The following is a 16,217-nucleotide window of genomic DNA, read 5'->3' as shown; positions in this document are numbered from 1 at the left end:
TTCCCCCGCCACAATTCTACGACCCAGTTCTCTTGCAACTTGGACCGACATGCTTGGCGAAATAGTGCCAGCGCTTTTTAAATCGTAATACGTCATTTCACTCATAGCAGATATATAAACATATGATGTTTACATTCACAAGATTTATTTAACATTTCAGACATATTTAAATTAATTCAAACCTTTTTGGGCTTAATAACGCAATTAGAAATAGATATTGCCCACTACAAAAAAGGCCAGTAGTAAAAACGACTGGCCTTAGTTTAATAAGGTAGAAGCAAGTAAAAGCCCAATGAGTAAACCTGCCCTTTAAATTACGTCCCTTTGGTAGAGTTAATAATTAAATACAGCTTAACAAAAGAGCGACAAATTTAATTGCCCACCAATACATCATATGTTTAACTATAAATGATGTTTTAACATTCCCTGCTCTGACTACCAACAACAACCGCTGTAGTCTTTTAGAGACCTAGCTCGGGAGGGACTAAATTTCTATATTGGAGAATGACATGTATTTTAAATATCCCACCAAGTGGCCTCAATCGCATATTAATTGGCGCCCTCTTGTTGCTGCTCTGATATTGAGTTCGGCAGCACACTCTGTCAGTGCCAACGTACTGCCTCTTTCGGATCCTAATAACACAGGTGGCTGGGTTCTAAATGAAGAGGTCAGCGATGAATTTGAAGATAGTATTCTCGACGAGGATAGATGGTACGTGGTGGGCAAATTTGAAAATGGTAAGCCCGTCTACAAAGATCCCGATTTTCCGGATCGCGAAGTATGGATAGGTCGCGCCCCTTCGCAATTTTCTGGCAGAAATTACCGTTTAGAAGATGGCAAGTTAATGTTAGAAACACGCTGGGAGCCCGACTTTCCTTTTAGTACTCAAGCTGGCGATCCTTGGGGGCCTGACAAAATTGCCGGTAAATACGAAAACATCACGACCGCCGCATTAATTAACCGTAAAATATTCAAATACGGTTATATGGAAATTCACGCCAAAGCAGCAGATGCTGAAATATCGAGCGCGTTTTGGATGACAAGACATGAAAGCAAAAACGGACAGCGAAACGACACCGAATTAGAGCTCGATATGTTTGAACACTTTGGCAGTCATCGTATCCCAGGCCAAGAACATAGAGATAGAGATCTGTGGTGGACCTTGCATGACTGGGATCCAAAATTGGGTCAGGAAAACGGTAAAAATGTAACTTACACTGAAACCAAAGATCTAGGCTTTAGAGTAGCCGAAAAATTCCATACCTATGGTTTTGAATGGACTGAAACCGGCATACGCTACTTCATCGATGGCAAGCTTTTTAGCGAAGCATCACGAGACACAATAGATGCCTGGGCCAAAAAGCGTGGCTTTAAAAAAGGCTACGTAATTGATAAAGCAATGCATATCTGGCTTGATCAAGAAACCTTTCCTTGGCGTGGCTACCCTGAGTCGAAAGCAGATTTAGAGTTAAACAGTCCTGAAGATGAAAAAGATGACGGTATCGTCGATTTTGAAATTGAATATGTACGGGTGTGGCAAACACCAGAAAAACAATAAACACACAACACGATTTACACTGTGGGACGGAAGAATTCAGCGAAGCTATTATTGTCTGTAGTAGTGTGATTACCAAGGGAGACTGTCGGTCTAATTACCGAGCGACTTTGTCGTAAAGAGCATATCAGCCAGTTGTTAAACTGGCTATGGTTTATGTGAATTAGTCTGAATTCAATCTGAAATTTTCTATATACAGAGCTTGACCAAACCTTACAGACGGCCGTGTGCCATTTGCGGTTGTTGGCGAGCTTCCCAATGAATGAGTACAAATAGCATATTGCGGACGGTGAGGATATACAAGCTATTACACATCATTCCTGAGCAGGCAGGAACTTCTGATTAACTCCCGTAACCTCAATTGAGATCGTATAAATTAGCTAACTATTCGATATCTGTGGTGCATTTGGTTGAGCGAATTCACAAAGAATAACTAGTAGCGGAGGGCAAGCTGGTTATTGATGATTTATGGATTGAGTTCCTTTGTAGTGCCAGCCCCTATCCGCCTTTTACCTGGCAATTTTAGCTAGTTTTAGTCTAGTTCTAATTGTGTAATTAATTCACTTAAGGATCATCGAAAAATCAGAATCAGCCATGCCTAAACGCTCTTTATTACCTAGCTGATAGATGGATACCAGCCAACATACATCTTACCGAACCACCTGCCGACTCTATTACTGACACCTCTAATGGTAACAGGGTTACGCTTTTTTCGAGTATTAGGCGCTGTTCTGGCTCCAAAGCGGCATAGGCCGTTGAAGAGAGAGCTAATATTCGCCCGTTTTTGCCTTGTAGTTCTATGGCATTGCCGCAAAAGCGAGCAATTTGTTGGTGACTCAAGGTAATCACCTCTCGCCCGGACTCTACAAATCGTTGGATTATTTCATCACGACGTTTTTGATTATCGATCATATCCAGTCCAATCATTACAAAGTCAGTACCAATGCACATCAGAACGTTGGTGTGATAAACCGCTTTAGCATTATTATCAAAGGCCTCAAATAACATTGGCTCATAATTAAAATGTGAACAGAATCGTTCAAGTGCCAGCGGATTTGTGCGATTTGACTGCACTGCATAGGCAACCCGGTCAATATGGTCCAGCACCATTGCACCTGTCCCCTCTAGAAAAATGTCATCGGCTTCTAAACCCGAATAATCCACCACGTCCTGGACCCGATAACAACGTTTCAGCATATCGATAACATCGGCTCTCTTCTCAGTTCGTCGATTCAGGGCATACATAGGGTATATGGCAACATGTCCACCCGAATGGGTAGAAAACCAATTATTGGGAAATACTGAATCAGGAGTATCACGGGTTTCATCTTCGAAAATGTGAACCTGAATACCACAGTCTGTTAATTTGGCAGCAACATCAGAGGCCTGCCGATAGGCTAAAGCGTGCAGTGTTTCTGAGTTTTGTGGCAATGGCGATTGAAATGAGTTGTCAGCCTGTGTTTGTGGATTGGGGCAAAAATGATGAGGCCTTACCATTACTACTGCACTAGGTGCTTGAGGATTACGAATTGCCATTAACTTGCCTGCCTAAGTGATGTTTTTTGACTATTTGCTAATAAGCCAAATAAATTACGTGGATCTTTGGGATTGGCCAGTAAATCAAGTTTTTGTTGATGTGGAGATTGCTGCATCAAGTCTCTGACAAAACGCAAAGCAGAGAAATCCTCAACAGCAAAACCCACACCGTCAAAAATGGTTAGTTGCTGAGCAACAGTGCGACCAGGTGCTAATCCGCTTATCACCCGATGAATTTCTGTTACAAAGCTGCTTGCATCAAGTTGTTGTATATCGCCTTCGATTCGCGTTTGCGGCTCATATTCGACAAATACATCGCCCCTGAGCAGTAAGTTTTTGTCTAATTCAGTTTTGCCCGGACAATCCCCACCGATCGCATTAATATGGACTGTATTAGCTACCATTTCATCAGTTAATATGGTCGCATTGCATTTGTCTGCAGTGCAGGTTGTGATGATATGTGCCCCTTCGATTGCTTCCTGAGCAGAAAGGCAAATTTCGACATCTAGTCCCTTATCCTTAAGGTTTTCGTAGCACTTGATGGAAGCAGATCTATCAATGTCGAATAACTTCACTTGGGTGATACCCAATAGCGCCTTAAACGCTAATGCTTGGAATTCCGACTGCGCACCATTGCCAATCAAAGCCAACACACTTGAGTTTGCAGGAGCGAGGTATTTTGCCACTAAGGCAGAGGTAGCAGCTGTTCTCAAGGCAGTTAAAACAGTCATCTCAGATATTAACAGGGGATAGCCTGAGTCAACATCAGCCAGCACACCAAAAGCGGTAACCGTTTGAAGTCCTTTTAGGGTATTTTTAGGATGACCATTAACGTACTTAAAACTAAAATTATTACCGTCACTGGTTGGCATTAACTCAATAACACCTTCTTCTGAATGTGAGGCGTAACGCGGAGATTTGTCAAATTCATCCCAGCGCATAAAATCTTGTTGAATATATTCAGCTAGACCAAGCAGAAAGTTTTCTACGCCCACATCTGCCAGTAAATCAAGCAAATGACTTACGCCTAAAAACGGAACATTAGGGGATTTCAATTTATTACAACTATTCATTAGTTAAGAACTCGCAAGGCTAAACTTAAATTTGACGATGGAAAAAGTTTATAACCTTAACATGTTAGTTAAAATGTCAATATACTGTAATATATGCACTATTATTTATCACTTTGACATACAGAGATAGCAAAATGACAGGGTTAACTTCTGTGACCAAACAAACAAAAGCCCCTTATCTATACGACGAATTAGACCGAGAGTTGGTTAGCATATTGCGTAAGGATGGCAGGGCATCAATTTCAAAACTGTCTGAGATTTTACATGTCTCCCGAGGCACCATTCAAAATAGGCTAGATCGGCTGCTTTCAAGCGGAGCAATTTTGGGCTTTACCATTCGTGCCCATGAAAATGTGGAGGAAGGCGCAATAAGGGCAATCATGATGATTGAGGTTGTTGGTAAATCAACTTCGCAAGTTATTGAAAAATTGCGAGGTATTCCTGAGTTGTTTAAACTGCACACAACAAATGGTGCGTGGGATCTCATTGCAGAGATACAAACATTAAGCTTGGGTGAGTTTGATCAAGTTTTGAGGGTAGTAAGAATGATCCCCGGGGTACTTAACAGCGAAACCAGCATTTTACTTAGCTCGACTTAGTCCAGCACTGCCAACTTGCCTCACTTCAACCATTCCAGCTTTTGTAGCGGATAGCCCAAGTACCACTTGGCGCGTTCTAATATAATGCGTGTTTTAACTTTTTGTATGCCCAAATCAGGATTGCCATTCACTGCATCGCAAAGTTCATTGAGGGCTTGGGTGTCAGAGCAACAGGTAAAGCAAATATAATCCACATCGCCGGTAATCCGTAAGCAGTCCATAAATTCTGGGATAGCTTTTATGGCATTCTCAAAGGTTTTTCTTGCCTTTGGATTATTTGCTTCAAGGGTGAATTCAACATAAGCCAAGACATTTTTTACAATTCTATTTAAATCAAGATCTGTATTAAAACCAACAAAATAGCCTGCCTCTTTGAGCGCTTTAGTGCGTTGAAAACAGGCACTGTTTGATAAACCCACACGTTCGCTTAGTTCTTGATTAGAGATATCAGCCTGCGTATGCACTATCGTTATTATTTTCTTGTTGATCTGATCAAGTTTGATGTTTTTTTTAATGCTCATTTAATGGCCATTTAAGTTGAAAAACGATTATTTTGTGAGGGCAGTTCGGAAGTAAAGATTATCCGTTTTCAAGAGGTATCTTCAACAGAATGTTTTTATTCGTTGGTAATATACTACAGCTTCAAAATAAAACGAAAAATGCTAATTCAACATATAATATGGGAATCAACACAATGTCTATGCGTCTAAATAAAATCACGACAGCCTTGATTGTGCCAAGCACTTTACTGTTTGTTGCAAATTCGCAGCTTGTCGCCGCCGAAGAATCACTCGAAGAACCCTTCGAAAAAATAGTCGTCACCTCACGTGGACGAGTTGAGAGCCTGCAAGAGATCCCAGAGTCCATCACCTCGTTTAACGCCAAGCAAATTGAACGTGCAGGCATTAAGAGTTTTCGCGATGTAGCTGATCTGACGCCCAATCTAAGTCAATTAGACAATTTTCGTCCGGGCTTAGCTCGAATCCAAATCCGCGGTTTAATCACCCCTCAGGTAGGTGATGCGCCTTTAGCCTTTGTGGTGGATGGCATTACCGCCTCTGATTTGGAATTTATGAATCAACAGTTATTCGATATTGAAAGAATTGAAATACTGCGCGGCGCTCAAGGTGCACTTTATGGACGCGGTGCCATAGGTGGCGCGGTTAATATTACCACTCGCAGACCTACTAACGATTTTGAAGCGCGAGTCAGTACGTCTTTTGCCAGTGGTAACGATCTGCGTTTATCTGGTGTCGCGTCTGGTGCTGTGGTTGAAGATAAAGCCTACTTTAGAGTTGGAGCGTATCGACGTGATTACGCGGGACAACTTGATAATACATTTTTAAATAAAACTGTTGATTTTCATGAAGAAAACTCGGTATTTGGCAAGTTGAGCATAGATGTTTCAGATGATTCTATCCTTGATTTAAATGCACGTTTGACCAATACAGAATCAGGCATTGGATATTACCAAGCGGTCGATTTTGATACCGTTGAAGATTTCTCGCTACAAGTTGAACATAACGTGCCAGGCTTAGACACTCGCGATCTTAGCGAATTTAGCGCACGATTCTCTCACGAATTTGAGGCCTCAACCCTTGAGTTAGTCGCAGGTTATAGCGAATCAGATCAAAGCGGTTTCTCTGATGCCGATTTTTCTAATCAACCAAGTGACTTTGACGGTTTCTATTACGCTGGTGCGCAGGAAAATATTTTGAAAGTAGAGTCAACCACTTTTGAAGCACGCCTAAAGTCTAACGACGATTCTCGCTTGCGCTGGGCTGTAGCTGCCTTTATGCAAGAACGATCGCGGGATAGCGAATACCACAACTATGACGATATGGTTGGCAATCAGCCGATGGATCGCTCTGACTTTGATGAGAGTTTAATTGTATTTAGTATATTGGATGATAACAGCAGCAGCGCTTGGGCTTTATCAACTCAGTTAAACTATGATTTAACTGAGCAAATCGAAGTGACGGCGGCAGTTCGTTATGACACCGACGACAGAGAATCTTTTGACTCGCGCTTTGTTGAAGAGACTTTTGAGCAAAAAACCTTTTCTGAGTTACAGCCCAAATTTTCAGTCGCCTATCAAATGAATAACAACACTCTTATCTATAGTGGTTATTCACGCGGTTTTCGTAGCGGCGGGTTTAACGAACCTCACCCTGATATTAGCCGCACCTTTGATAAAGAAATTTCTGATAGCTTTGAAGTAGGCTTTAAAACTAGCGTATTAAATGGCAACGGTACCTTTAACTTCGCCCTGTTTAGGATTGACCAAGAAGATGCCCAGATAACCCGTTTTAATGGCGATACCTTTACCTTAGAAAACATCTCGGTTGATGATGTCAGTACCCAAGGAATTGAGTTTGAGCTTTCTGTACAGGCTAGTGATAATTTAACCCTGATGGCGAATGGCGGAATAATTGACTCGGACATTAAAGCCTTTGCTGAACGCCCTGACTTAATTGGTTATTCGTTACCCCACGTGGCTGATTACAACCTCAATTTGGTGGCCGAATATGAATATGCCATGTCATCTGAGTTGGATTTAATCCTACGCGCCGATGTGAACCACACAGGTCCTAGAATATTCAGCTTTGATATTGCCGATATTCAGTCTTCCAAACAAACGATTATTAATCTAAGAGCGACTTTTGAAGCGCAAGATTGGTCGGTAACTGCCTTTGCAGACAACATAACTGACGAACGCCAAGTAGAAGATTTAATACTGCTAGGAAATAGCGTGGTGTCACTTGGACGCTTCCCGAATATCGGCTCTAGCTTTGGTGTTCAATTTAATTATGACTTTTAATTGGTTGGGCTGGCATCGGCCCTCATTGCTCAAGAGACTGTTAATTAACAGGCGTCTGTTTGTTGAGTTAGGTTTATGAAACAGGAACTAAATGAGTTTTCTGCCGTAAAGATCACCGATGCCCAATTAGTTCCTTGGCCCCGAGTTGCAGCTGTCGGCGCCATGGTGGCTTTTTCATTACCCACATTTATCACGGGTCTTGAAGTCCATCAGGCGCTCAAACCTGTACAGGCTCTTTTGGCCTTGGTCATTGGTTCACTGATTATTTTTGCTATCGGTGGCGTGATGGGGGTGATTGGTGCAAAAACCCGCATGAGTTCGTATTTGCTGGTGCGAATAGCCTTTGGCGACAAAGGCGCGAGCATAGTGAATATCGCCTTTGCTATCTCATTACTTGGTTGGTTTGGGGTCAATATAAACTTGTTTGGTGATGCGGTTTCCCGTCTGGCCTTGGATGTTTTTGGCGTCAGTATAGCCCCCTTAACCTTGGCCATGATTGCCAGTTTTTGTATGACACTCACCACAGTTATCGGCTTTAAAGCCATTAATTGGTTGGCGACGATTATGGTACCCATACTCGCGGGGGTAACGTTTTTATTGGCCTATTCTGCGCTCAGCGAAAATTCCTTTGCACAAATAATGGCAACTGAAAAGGTCGCTACCCTGTCTCTTGGTCAAGGCATTTCAGCTGTAGTGGGCGCGATTATTATTGGCGCGATCATTTTGCCAGACATCACCCGTTTTGTTAAACACTGGTCCAGTGCCATCTACATCGCCTTTATAGCTTATGTTGTAGTGCAACTTTTGGTTATGGGCGCTGCGGGCTTAGCTGGTGCCACTTCAGGTAAAACAGATATATTGGATATCATGATTGATCTAGGCCTAGGTCTTGGTGCCTCTATCATTGTTATTGCCGGCTCTTGGGTACTCAACTCGCTAAATCTATACAGCGCTGTGCTGAGCACCACGGCTACTTTTCCCAAATTAAATGCGACCTTAGTGACCATTTGTTTAGGTTTAGTGGGTGTTTTTGTGGCCTTATTAAATCTACTCGACAACTTTATTACCTTTATCTTTTATCTGTCGATTATTTTTGTGCCGGTTGCAGGGATCATCATCAGCGATTATCTGTTTATCCGTCCTCAGGCCTATAACATCGAGTCCCTTAGCGATAATCGCACTTTTGCACCTAAAGGATTTATTGCGTGGCTGTTAAGCGCCGTTTTCGCCATTTTAAGTACTGAAAGTCTGATTTCCTCACCATCCGGAATTGCAGCTATCGATGCCATTTTTCTTGCTGGCATTATCTACACAACCCTTTCTTGGAATGAACGTCGTTCCAGTCACCGCACAAAGAGCTAGAGGTAAAACACAATGAGAATTGGAATAGATGTAGGCGGCACGCATACAGATGCAGTGATTATGCAAGGTGATAAAGTATTGGCATCGACCAAAGCGCTTACCTCTGCAGATGTTATTTCGGGGATCACCAATGCGCTGGACGTTATTTTAGGCGAAAGTGGCATTTCACAAGATAAGATCGAAACCGTGATGATCGGCACCACTCAGTTTACCAATGCCATCATTGAGCGACGTGAACTGGCTCAAGTGGCAGCCGTGCGTATTGGTTTACCATCTGGTAACGGTATGCCCCCTATGCTGGATTGGCCACAAGACCTCAAAGATGCACTTGATAGTGAATACTACATGCTGCATGGCGGCTACTTATATGACGGCTGGTCGTTGGCTGACATAGATGAAGTTGAAATTACTAATATGATTAACAGTATGCTTAAAAGCGGCGTTAAAAATATTGCCATTGCCTCTGCATTTTCACCAATAAATTCAGCACCAGAAGAACAAGTGGCTGCCAAAATACGCCAAGCCATTCCAGATGCCAAAATCACTTTATCCCATAGTTTTGGTCGTTTAGGATTAATGGAGCGGGAAAATGCGGCCATTCTTAATACCACTTTGCTGCCTTTTGCCGACAAAGTAGTGAGCTCGTTTTTAGGTGCACTTAAAAAACGCGACTTACACTGCCCTGTGTATATCAGCCAAAATGATGGCACCTTGATGAGTGCTGACTTTGTGCGTTCATATCCTGCCCTGACCTTTGCTTCTGGCCCCACCAATTCATTACGTGGAGCCTATAAATTAACTGGCTTGAAAGACGCCATAGTGGTGGATATTGGTGGCACCACATCGGATATAGGCGTGTTGCAAAATGGCTTCCCGCGGGAATCCAATGTGATCATAAAAGTTGGTGGCGTACGCACTAACTTTAGAATGCCCGATATATTAGCGATTGGCTTGGGTGGTGGCAGCATTGTTTCAGCCGACGGCTCCTCAATTGGGCCGCGTTCGGTAGGTCATCGATTAGTAACAGAAGGTTTGGTGTTTGGTGGCGATACCCTAACCACAACCGATATTTTAGTGGCCAGTGGCGGTGCAGATGTTGGTGACAAATCAAAAGTCACACATATATCGGCCCAAACCATTCGCAAGGCAAAAGCAACCTTACATGCAATGCTTGATAAAAATATCGATATGATGAAGCCCGGTGGAAAATCTATGCCCGTTATACTGGTAGGCGGCGGTGCAATACTGGTTACCGATGGATTAAACGCGGCTTCAGAAATCCATCGACCCGAGCATGCAGGCGTCGCAAATGCCATAGGGGCTGCCATTGCACAAATCGGCGGAGAAGCTGAGCAAATGGTGTCTTACCGTACATTAGCTCGCGAAGAGGCCATAAAACAGGTCACCAAAGATGCTATGCAACGCGCCATTGATGCAGGGGCAGCAGTTGAAACCCTGCGCACTGTTGATATTGAAGAAACCCCCGTACCCTATATGGATGAATCTAGCACCTGTATTCGCGTCAAAGTGATTGGTGAATTAGCCAGTTCGTCTGCTAACTCATCTGACAATACACAGGAGTCCACATTATGAAAATTGAACTTAAACATTTAGAAGATTTAGCATTGGGTTCGGTTTTTTTGGCAACTGGTGGTGGTGGCGACCCTTATGTACCGCGCCTAATAGCAGAACAAGCGATCAAACAATTTGGGCCAATTGAGGTCATCGACCCTTCTGAACTAAACGATGATGCTTATGTGGTTGCCATTGGTTCGGTAGGGGCACCAACGGTGAGTCTAGAACTGTTGCCTTCAGTCGAGGACGCCGCCAATACATTAGCGGCATTTGAAAAACACGTTGGAAAAACCGTTGATGCAGTAGCGTCTTTTGAAATTGGTGGAGGAAACTCATTAATTCCTTTAGTGGCAGCAGCAGGAAGAGGCCTTCCAGTTATTGATGGTGATGGTATGGGCAGAGCGTTGCCTGAAGCCCAGATGATGAGTTATGCCATTGCTGGTGTTAAACCCACCCCAGCACTTGCCTATGATTATGCGGGTAATATTGCCACCTTCTCCACGAACAGCACAGAAGTTTATGAACGACATATACGCAGTCTAGCGATGGCTGCGGGTGGCATGATTACCACTGCAGAGCATCCGATGAGCGGACGTGAACTTAAAGATTCCATTATTCCGGGCACGTTGTTGTTCTCCATTAAACTAGGACAGACCCTGCGTGAAAATCGTGGTTTAGCGACAGACATGTTGGCGCCATTGCAGGCCCTTTTCAAAGACTCAATTTATGGTGAATGTCGCTTAATCTATACCGGCAAGGTCATTGACAAAGCCACCCGAATTGTTGGCGGTTATGACATTGGTGAAGCCACAATTGAATCTTTTGACAGTAGTGATTCACCATTAAGTGTAAGCATAAAAAATGAATACTTGCTTGCTCGCAAAGGAGAAAAGGTCGTCACCAGCGTGCCGGATTTAATTGTTATAGTTGACTACGAAACCTCAACGCCAATTAATGCTGAACGACTGCGTTATGGCCAACGAGTGGCAGTATTTGCGGTTGGCTGTCCTCAGTTTTATCGCTCAGAACAAGCCCTTAAAGTTGTTTCTCCCCGCTGTTTTGGATTTGATTTTGACTATGTTGCCCTTGAGGATATTTAACATTCGACATTAGCAAATGTGATAAATAGGATGAAGTCTGTGGGGGCAGAGCCGTTGATTTCACTTTTCAGGAAAAAGTCAGAATTTCTGCCCCCTGCTTTTGGGCATGGGACTAACTCCTCACTCAAAATTCTAAGACAAATTTGAATGACCTATGGCCGCTTTTTTCGTAAACAAGTAATTGCCGTGACAGTTTTCAATCGTCTGCAATTCGCTTCCAAGCCGCCTGTCGAGATAGGTCAAAACCTTTCGACTCAAAGTATCAGATGTAAGCTACTACAGTTTGTAGTAGCTCAGACTTGATTTGAAGTCCCACCTTAGCGCCTTTGCATTAACTTGTTTTAACTCAGATATACCCAAACAACCTTCTTTTTACATATCCATATCGGTAATTTTGCCTAGCGTTAAACCTCACGTTTGCTCGATACAGCTCCTACCTGACTACTCATAATTTACCAAATCGCCTAGCACTAGTTCGTCAACAAATATGCTTAGATTGTACTAACTTTTAAACAATCACATAAAAGTTTAAAGTTTTGTTAATATCATGTTGCGATCACAAACATCATATGTTTAAATAAATCATAACATCATAATTATGTAACGTAATCAGGTGTTGAAGTGATTTTTGCCGTTATTGATAAGTTTACTCCTTGTCAATTTTGAATTGCTGACCTTACTCAGCCAAGTCACTGTTAGTAGAATATTTTTAAACATAGAGAAGACGCTTTACAAAACACATAAACACGTGAGTGCCATTGTTTTGTTAACTTAGTTGACTTAAGAATGGCTACATAACGTTTAATAATTAGAAAGTTATTTAAGTAACTTTAAACCGAACCTGTTATTTAAACGGTAACACTGGATCGTGGAGACACTATATGAAATCTAGTTTTAAACTGAATGCAATATCCATCGCTGTTTTAAGCTCTTTTATGGCTTATCCAGCAATGGCTCAAGAAACGTCAGTCAATGACGCCAAGCTCGTTGAAAAACAAATTGCCGAAAATAAAGCGAATCAAACTGCCGCGGTAGATGACGAACTTGAAATTATTGAAGTTACTGGCTTTAGAGGAAGTTTACAAAAAGCGTTAAATGCAAAGCGTTTTTCAGAAAATGTCAGTGATTCAATTCACGCTGAAGATGTTGGTAAATCAACAGATCAAAACATAGCTGACGCACTATCTCGTGTGACTGGTATCTCTATTCAGTCTGAAAATGGTGAGGGAACGCGGATTTCGGTGCGTGGTACCGGTCCATCCATGAACCAAATTCAAGTAAACGGTGTTTCTTTAACCAGTGGTCTTTCGGGTGATGGTTCCAATCCAACAGCCAGTCAAAGTGTCGATTTAAGCTCATTTTCTTCAGACATCCTTTCTTCTATTGATGTCATTAAAACGTCCTCGGCGGATCAAGATGAAGGTTCTCTTGGGGCGACAGTGGTACTGCGCACGGTTAAACCCTTGCAATTACGTGACGCACGCCGTTCACTCAATATTGAAGGTCGCTTTGATGAATATTCTGGCGAAAATACCGAACGAATTACCGGTAGTTTTGCCGATAAATACCTAGATGACACCCTAGGCTTTGTTATTACCGTTTCCAAAGACACGCAAAAAACTCGTCAAGACAGACTCAATACCAACTGGGTAACGGCTGCAATTCCTATTGTCGATTTGTATTCGTCTTCTGGACGGACCGCCCATGACATCGCCTCAGGTAAAGCCATTCGTATATTAGGTGAAGGCCAAACCACTGCAGATTTACTTAATTGGGATCCAGACACCCAAATTGCCCATGACGGCCCCTTAGATGTTACCGCAAGAAACTTTACCGATATATCTACCTCGTCTGATATACGCGAAAGGTTTTCGGTTTCTGCCGGTATTGAATGGCAACCAACGTCAGCCACTAATATTCAGTTTGACGTAACTCATACTAAACAAGATGTCGAAACTGATTATCATAATTTTCGTTTGAATTTCGCAGCATTAACAGGGGTTTCTGGTGCCGATCCGGTTACCGATTGGAATGGTGTCGATTTAGAAACCAATACCTTAGAACAATCTTATAGTCGTAAATCCGGTGGTTTTTTTAATAGAACCCAAGGCTTGCGCGAATTAAACACCGATGTAGCATCACTAGAAATCAAACATGATATTACTGATACTCTACGTATGGGTTTTGTTGCGGGTATTTCCAAAACCACGGATAAAACTAAAAATCACGTAGGACTCACCACTGCCACTTGGGGCACTTTAGGCAATACCGTAATCGAAGCCGTACCAATGGAAGACATTGAACCTATTGGTCATGATTGCTCTGGTAGCAACGGTGATTGTAGTTTTACCTTAGGAACCAAGCCTGCCATTTTTGATCCTTTTGACGGCAGTGTCAGTTATGTAAGCAGTTCTTTTAATCCCTTTGATTTGGAAGCTAATCACTTAGGCGGTTTAACTTTTAGAAATAACGATCAATCCGATACCAATAAGTCCTTACACCTTGATTTTGAGTGGGATCTAGATCGTTACAACATCACCTCTATTGAATTCGGCGCAAAGTACGCCAAACGTGTAAAAGATGTTTATACCCAAAACCAAACTGTCAATACCGGTACTGCTTTAGTTGATAACATCACTCCTGATGTCAATTATGCCACTGTTGGTATGCAGTCTATTGGTGTTATTGATATGTTGTCAGGTGAAGCATTCCCCTACGATAACTTTGGTGAAGATTTAGTAAGCGATAGAAGTAACGCCTATTTTGGCGGTTGGCCGATGTTGGATGCAGAAAAAGCCATTGCTGAATTTTCCGGCCGCGATCCAAGTACTGTGGGTGTTAGCAAAAACAACCTTGGTACTCGTAACATAGAAACAGAAACCAATGCTTTGTATGGTAAAGTTAACTTTGAGGGATTTGATGGGCGCTTAACCGGTAACGTCGGTTTACGTTACATTAAAGATACCAATACCGCTAACGGCTATGGTGGTATCACTTATTATCGCCCCCCACACTTACTTGACCCTTATAACCTGCTTATTGAACGTGGTTTAGGTGATATTGAAGGTTCACCTGCTTGCCCTACAGCACTTATGGGCATTGATCCCTCAACTGGTTTGCCAGATACACGCTGGGAGCCGCAAAATTCAGACCAATTATCCAATTGTTTTGCTTGGGCTCTAACCCACGGCTATGACTACAATAATGATGCGACGACTCCCTATGTAGATGGGCAGTGGGTGCTGCCTGGTGGTGTTGATACCAATAGGCTCGTTTATATTGATTATTCGACCACTCCACCCACTGTACAACAACTTATTGATTTACCTAACCAAATTACCGATGTTAATGGTAATTTGGTAAATGCTAGTGCCTTAACCCATCGTCAATTTGCCAATGTGGGCGAAATTTGGCCCTTCCTCGACCGTTCTACCTCTTTTGTAGGTCCTAACGGCGATCAGGATTCGTCCTACATTCGTCAAGCACCCACTAGTGGTACCGCCAAACACTCCCTATTGTTGCCGAGTTTAAATTTAAACTACGCCATCAATGAGGAAATGATCGGCCGTTTTGCAGTATCTAAAACCATGACCAGACCAGAATTCGATTCGTTGAATCCGCGTTTACAAATGGATGAAAACGTTTGGGGACCTGCTGCTAGCGGTGTTGCCGGTAACGTAAATTTAAAACCCTTAAAATCGAAAAACCTCGACTTATCGTTTGAATGGTATTTCGACGCGTCAGGTATGTTATCAACTGCTCTGTTTTATAAGAAGATGACTGATTTCCCTGAAACCGTTGTCACTACCTTTAACTATTTAGATGTGAGATCAGAATACGATCTGCAAAGTGCTAATTTGCTGCTGGATTATGACGAAAACCGCGTGCCTGGTGATGCCGACAACTGTATGCCTCATCGTTATGTAGGTGGTTTTGGTGCCAGTTCTTGGAAGATTGAATGTCACAAAGCTGAGATTGCTATCGAGAAAAATGGTCAAGGTGCCGATGTTCGCGGGATAGAAATTGGCTATACCCAAAACTATACCTTTTTACCTGGTATCTGGTCTGGTTTAGGCATGAGTGTAAATTACACTTATCAGCAATCGGAAAAAGAAATTGAAGAGGTAGGTACAACCGGCGTATTTACTAAGCCTTTGCCACAAGCATATACCCCAGAGCAATCTGCAAACTCTACCATTTTTTATGAAAAGTATGGTTTGACCTTACGTTTAGCCCACCGTTACGCCAGCGAACAATTAATTAATGATGGTTTACATGGCGGAGCTATATGGCAAGAAGCGACCAGTAATCTCGACTTTAGCTCAAGCTATCAAATTAATAAAAACTTAAGTGTTAGTTTTCAAGCAATTAATTTAACCGATGAAGTCATTCGTAATTATTACACCACTTACAACAAACCTAACGAAGCAGGCGATATTGTACTGGATGAGGGTAATGCGCTAGATGGCAATGTACCGACAAATAGAACAGCTGCGGTATTTAAAAACGGGCGTCAATTCCGCATAGGTTTACGTGGAAGTTTCTAATTAATTGCAAAACGCACACTAATTGGCTGGTGTTGACACCAGCCGAAG

Annotated in this window: 10 protein-coding genes; 7 read left to right on the top strand and 3 right to left on the bottom strand. The window is 42.5% G+C overall.

Going from position 1 to position 16,217, the window contains the following annotated elements; genetic code table 11:
- Positions 1 to 509: 509 nt before the first annotated feature.
- Positions 510 to 1,559, top strand: a complete 1,050-nt coding sequence (locus AX660_RS08920; RefSeq protein ID WP_082768820.1) for a family 16 glycosylhydrolase — start codon at positions 510 to 512, stop codon at positions 1,557 to 1,559.
- A 609-nt stretch (positions 1,560 to 2,168) separates the two neighbouring features.
- Here the strand turns inward: AX660_RS08920 and ctlX are convergent.
- Both ctlX and AX660_RS08910 read right to left on the bottom strand, forming a co-directional pair.
- Positions 2,169 to 3,092, bottom strand: a complete 924-nt coding sequence (gene ctlX / locus AX660_RS08915) for a citrulline utilization hydrolase CtlX (RefSeq protein WP_068375723.1) — start codon at positions 3,090 to 3,092, stop codon at positions 2,169 to 2,171.
- Positions 3,092 to 4,165: an ornithine cyclodeaminase gene (locus tag AX660_RS08910; RefSeq protein ID WP_068375721.1), complete on the bottom strand. Its 1,074-nt coding sequence runs from the start codon at positions 4,163 to 4,165 to the stop codon at positions 3,092 to 3,094. Before AX660_RS08910 ends, ctlX begins: the two co-directional genes overlap by 1 nt.
- Positions 4,166 to 4,299: 134 nt before the next feature.
- Between AX660_RS08910 and AX660_RS08905 the strand changes: the two genes are divergently transcribed.
- Positions 4,300 to 4,764, top strand: a complete 465-nt coding sequence (locus tag AX660_RS08905; RefSeq protein WP_068375720.1) for an Lrp/AsnC family transcriptional regulator — start codon at positions 4,300 to 4,302, stop codon at positions 4,762 to 4,764.
- Positions 4,765 to 4,784: 20 nt separating this feature from the next.
- Here the strand turns inward: AX660_RS08905 and AX660_RS08900 are convergent, their stop codons facing one another.
- Entirely contained in the window at positions 4,785 to 5,285 is a 501-nt protein-coding gene (locus tag AX660_RS08900) for an Lrp/AsnC family transcriptional regulator (protein WP_068375718.1), read from the bottom strand.
- 173 nt (positions 5,286 to 5,458) lie between these two features.
- Between AX660_RS08900 and AX660_RS08895 the strand changes: the two genes are divergently transcribed.
- The 5 genes from AX660_RS08895 (at position 5,459) to AX660_RS08875 (ending at position 16,169) form a co-directional block, all read left to right on the top strand.
- Positions 5,459 to 7,585 (top strand): TonB-dependent receptor, encoded by a 2,127-nt coding sequence (locus AX660_RS08895; RefSeq protein ID WP_068376991.1) that lies wholly within the window; start codon positions 5,459 to 5,461, stop codon positions 7,583 to 7,585.
- A 75-nt stretch (positions 7,586 to 7,660) separates the two neighbouring features.
- Positions 7,661 to 8,947 carry a purine-cytosine permease family protein gene (locus tag AX660_RS08890; RefSeq protein ID WP_068375716.1) on the top strand — a complete coding sequence of 429 codons (1,287 nt, stop codon included), beginning with the start codon at positions 7,661 to 7,663 and terminating at the stop codon, positions 8,945 to 8,947.
- 12 nt (positions 8,948 to 8,959) lie between these two features.
- Positions 8,960 to 10,540 carry a hydantoinase/oxoprolinase family protein gene (locus AX660_RS08885; protein ID WP_068375714.1) on the top strand — a complete coding sequence of 527 codons (1,581 nt, stop codon included), beginning with the start codon at positions 8,960 to 8,962 and terminating at the stop codon, positions 10,538 to 10,540.
- Complete coding sequence (locus tag AX660_RS08880) at positions 10,537 to 11,622, top strand: DUF917 domain-containing protein (RefSeq protein ID WP_068375712.1); 1,086 nt, start codon at positions 10,537 to 10,539, stop codon at positions 11,620 to 11,622. The genes AX660_RS08885 and AX660_RS08880 overlap by 4 nt, the downstream gene beginning before the upstream one ends.
- Before the next feature lie 881 nt (positions 11,623 to 12,503).
- Entirely contained in the window at positions 12,504 to 16,169 is a 3,666-nt protein-coding gene (locus AX660_RS08875; RefSeq protein WP_068375710.1) for a TonB-dependent receptor, read from the top strand.
- Positions 16,170 to 16,217: the final 48 nt, after the last annotated feature.

The organism is Paraglaciecola hydrolytica (assembly GCF_001565895.1).
GTDB lineage: Bacteria > Pseudomonadota > Gammaproteobacteria > Enterobacterales > Alteromonadaceae > Paraglaciecola > Paraglaciecola hydrolytica.
Note: the sequence above shows the minus strand (reverse complement) of the source record. Positions and strands in the feature narration are given on the sequence as shown.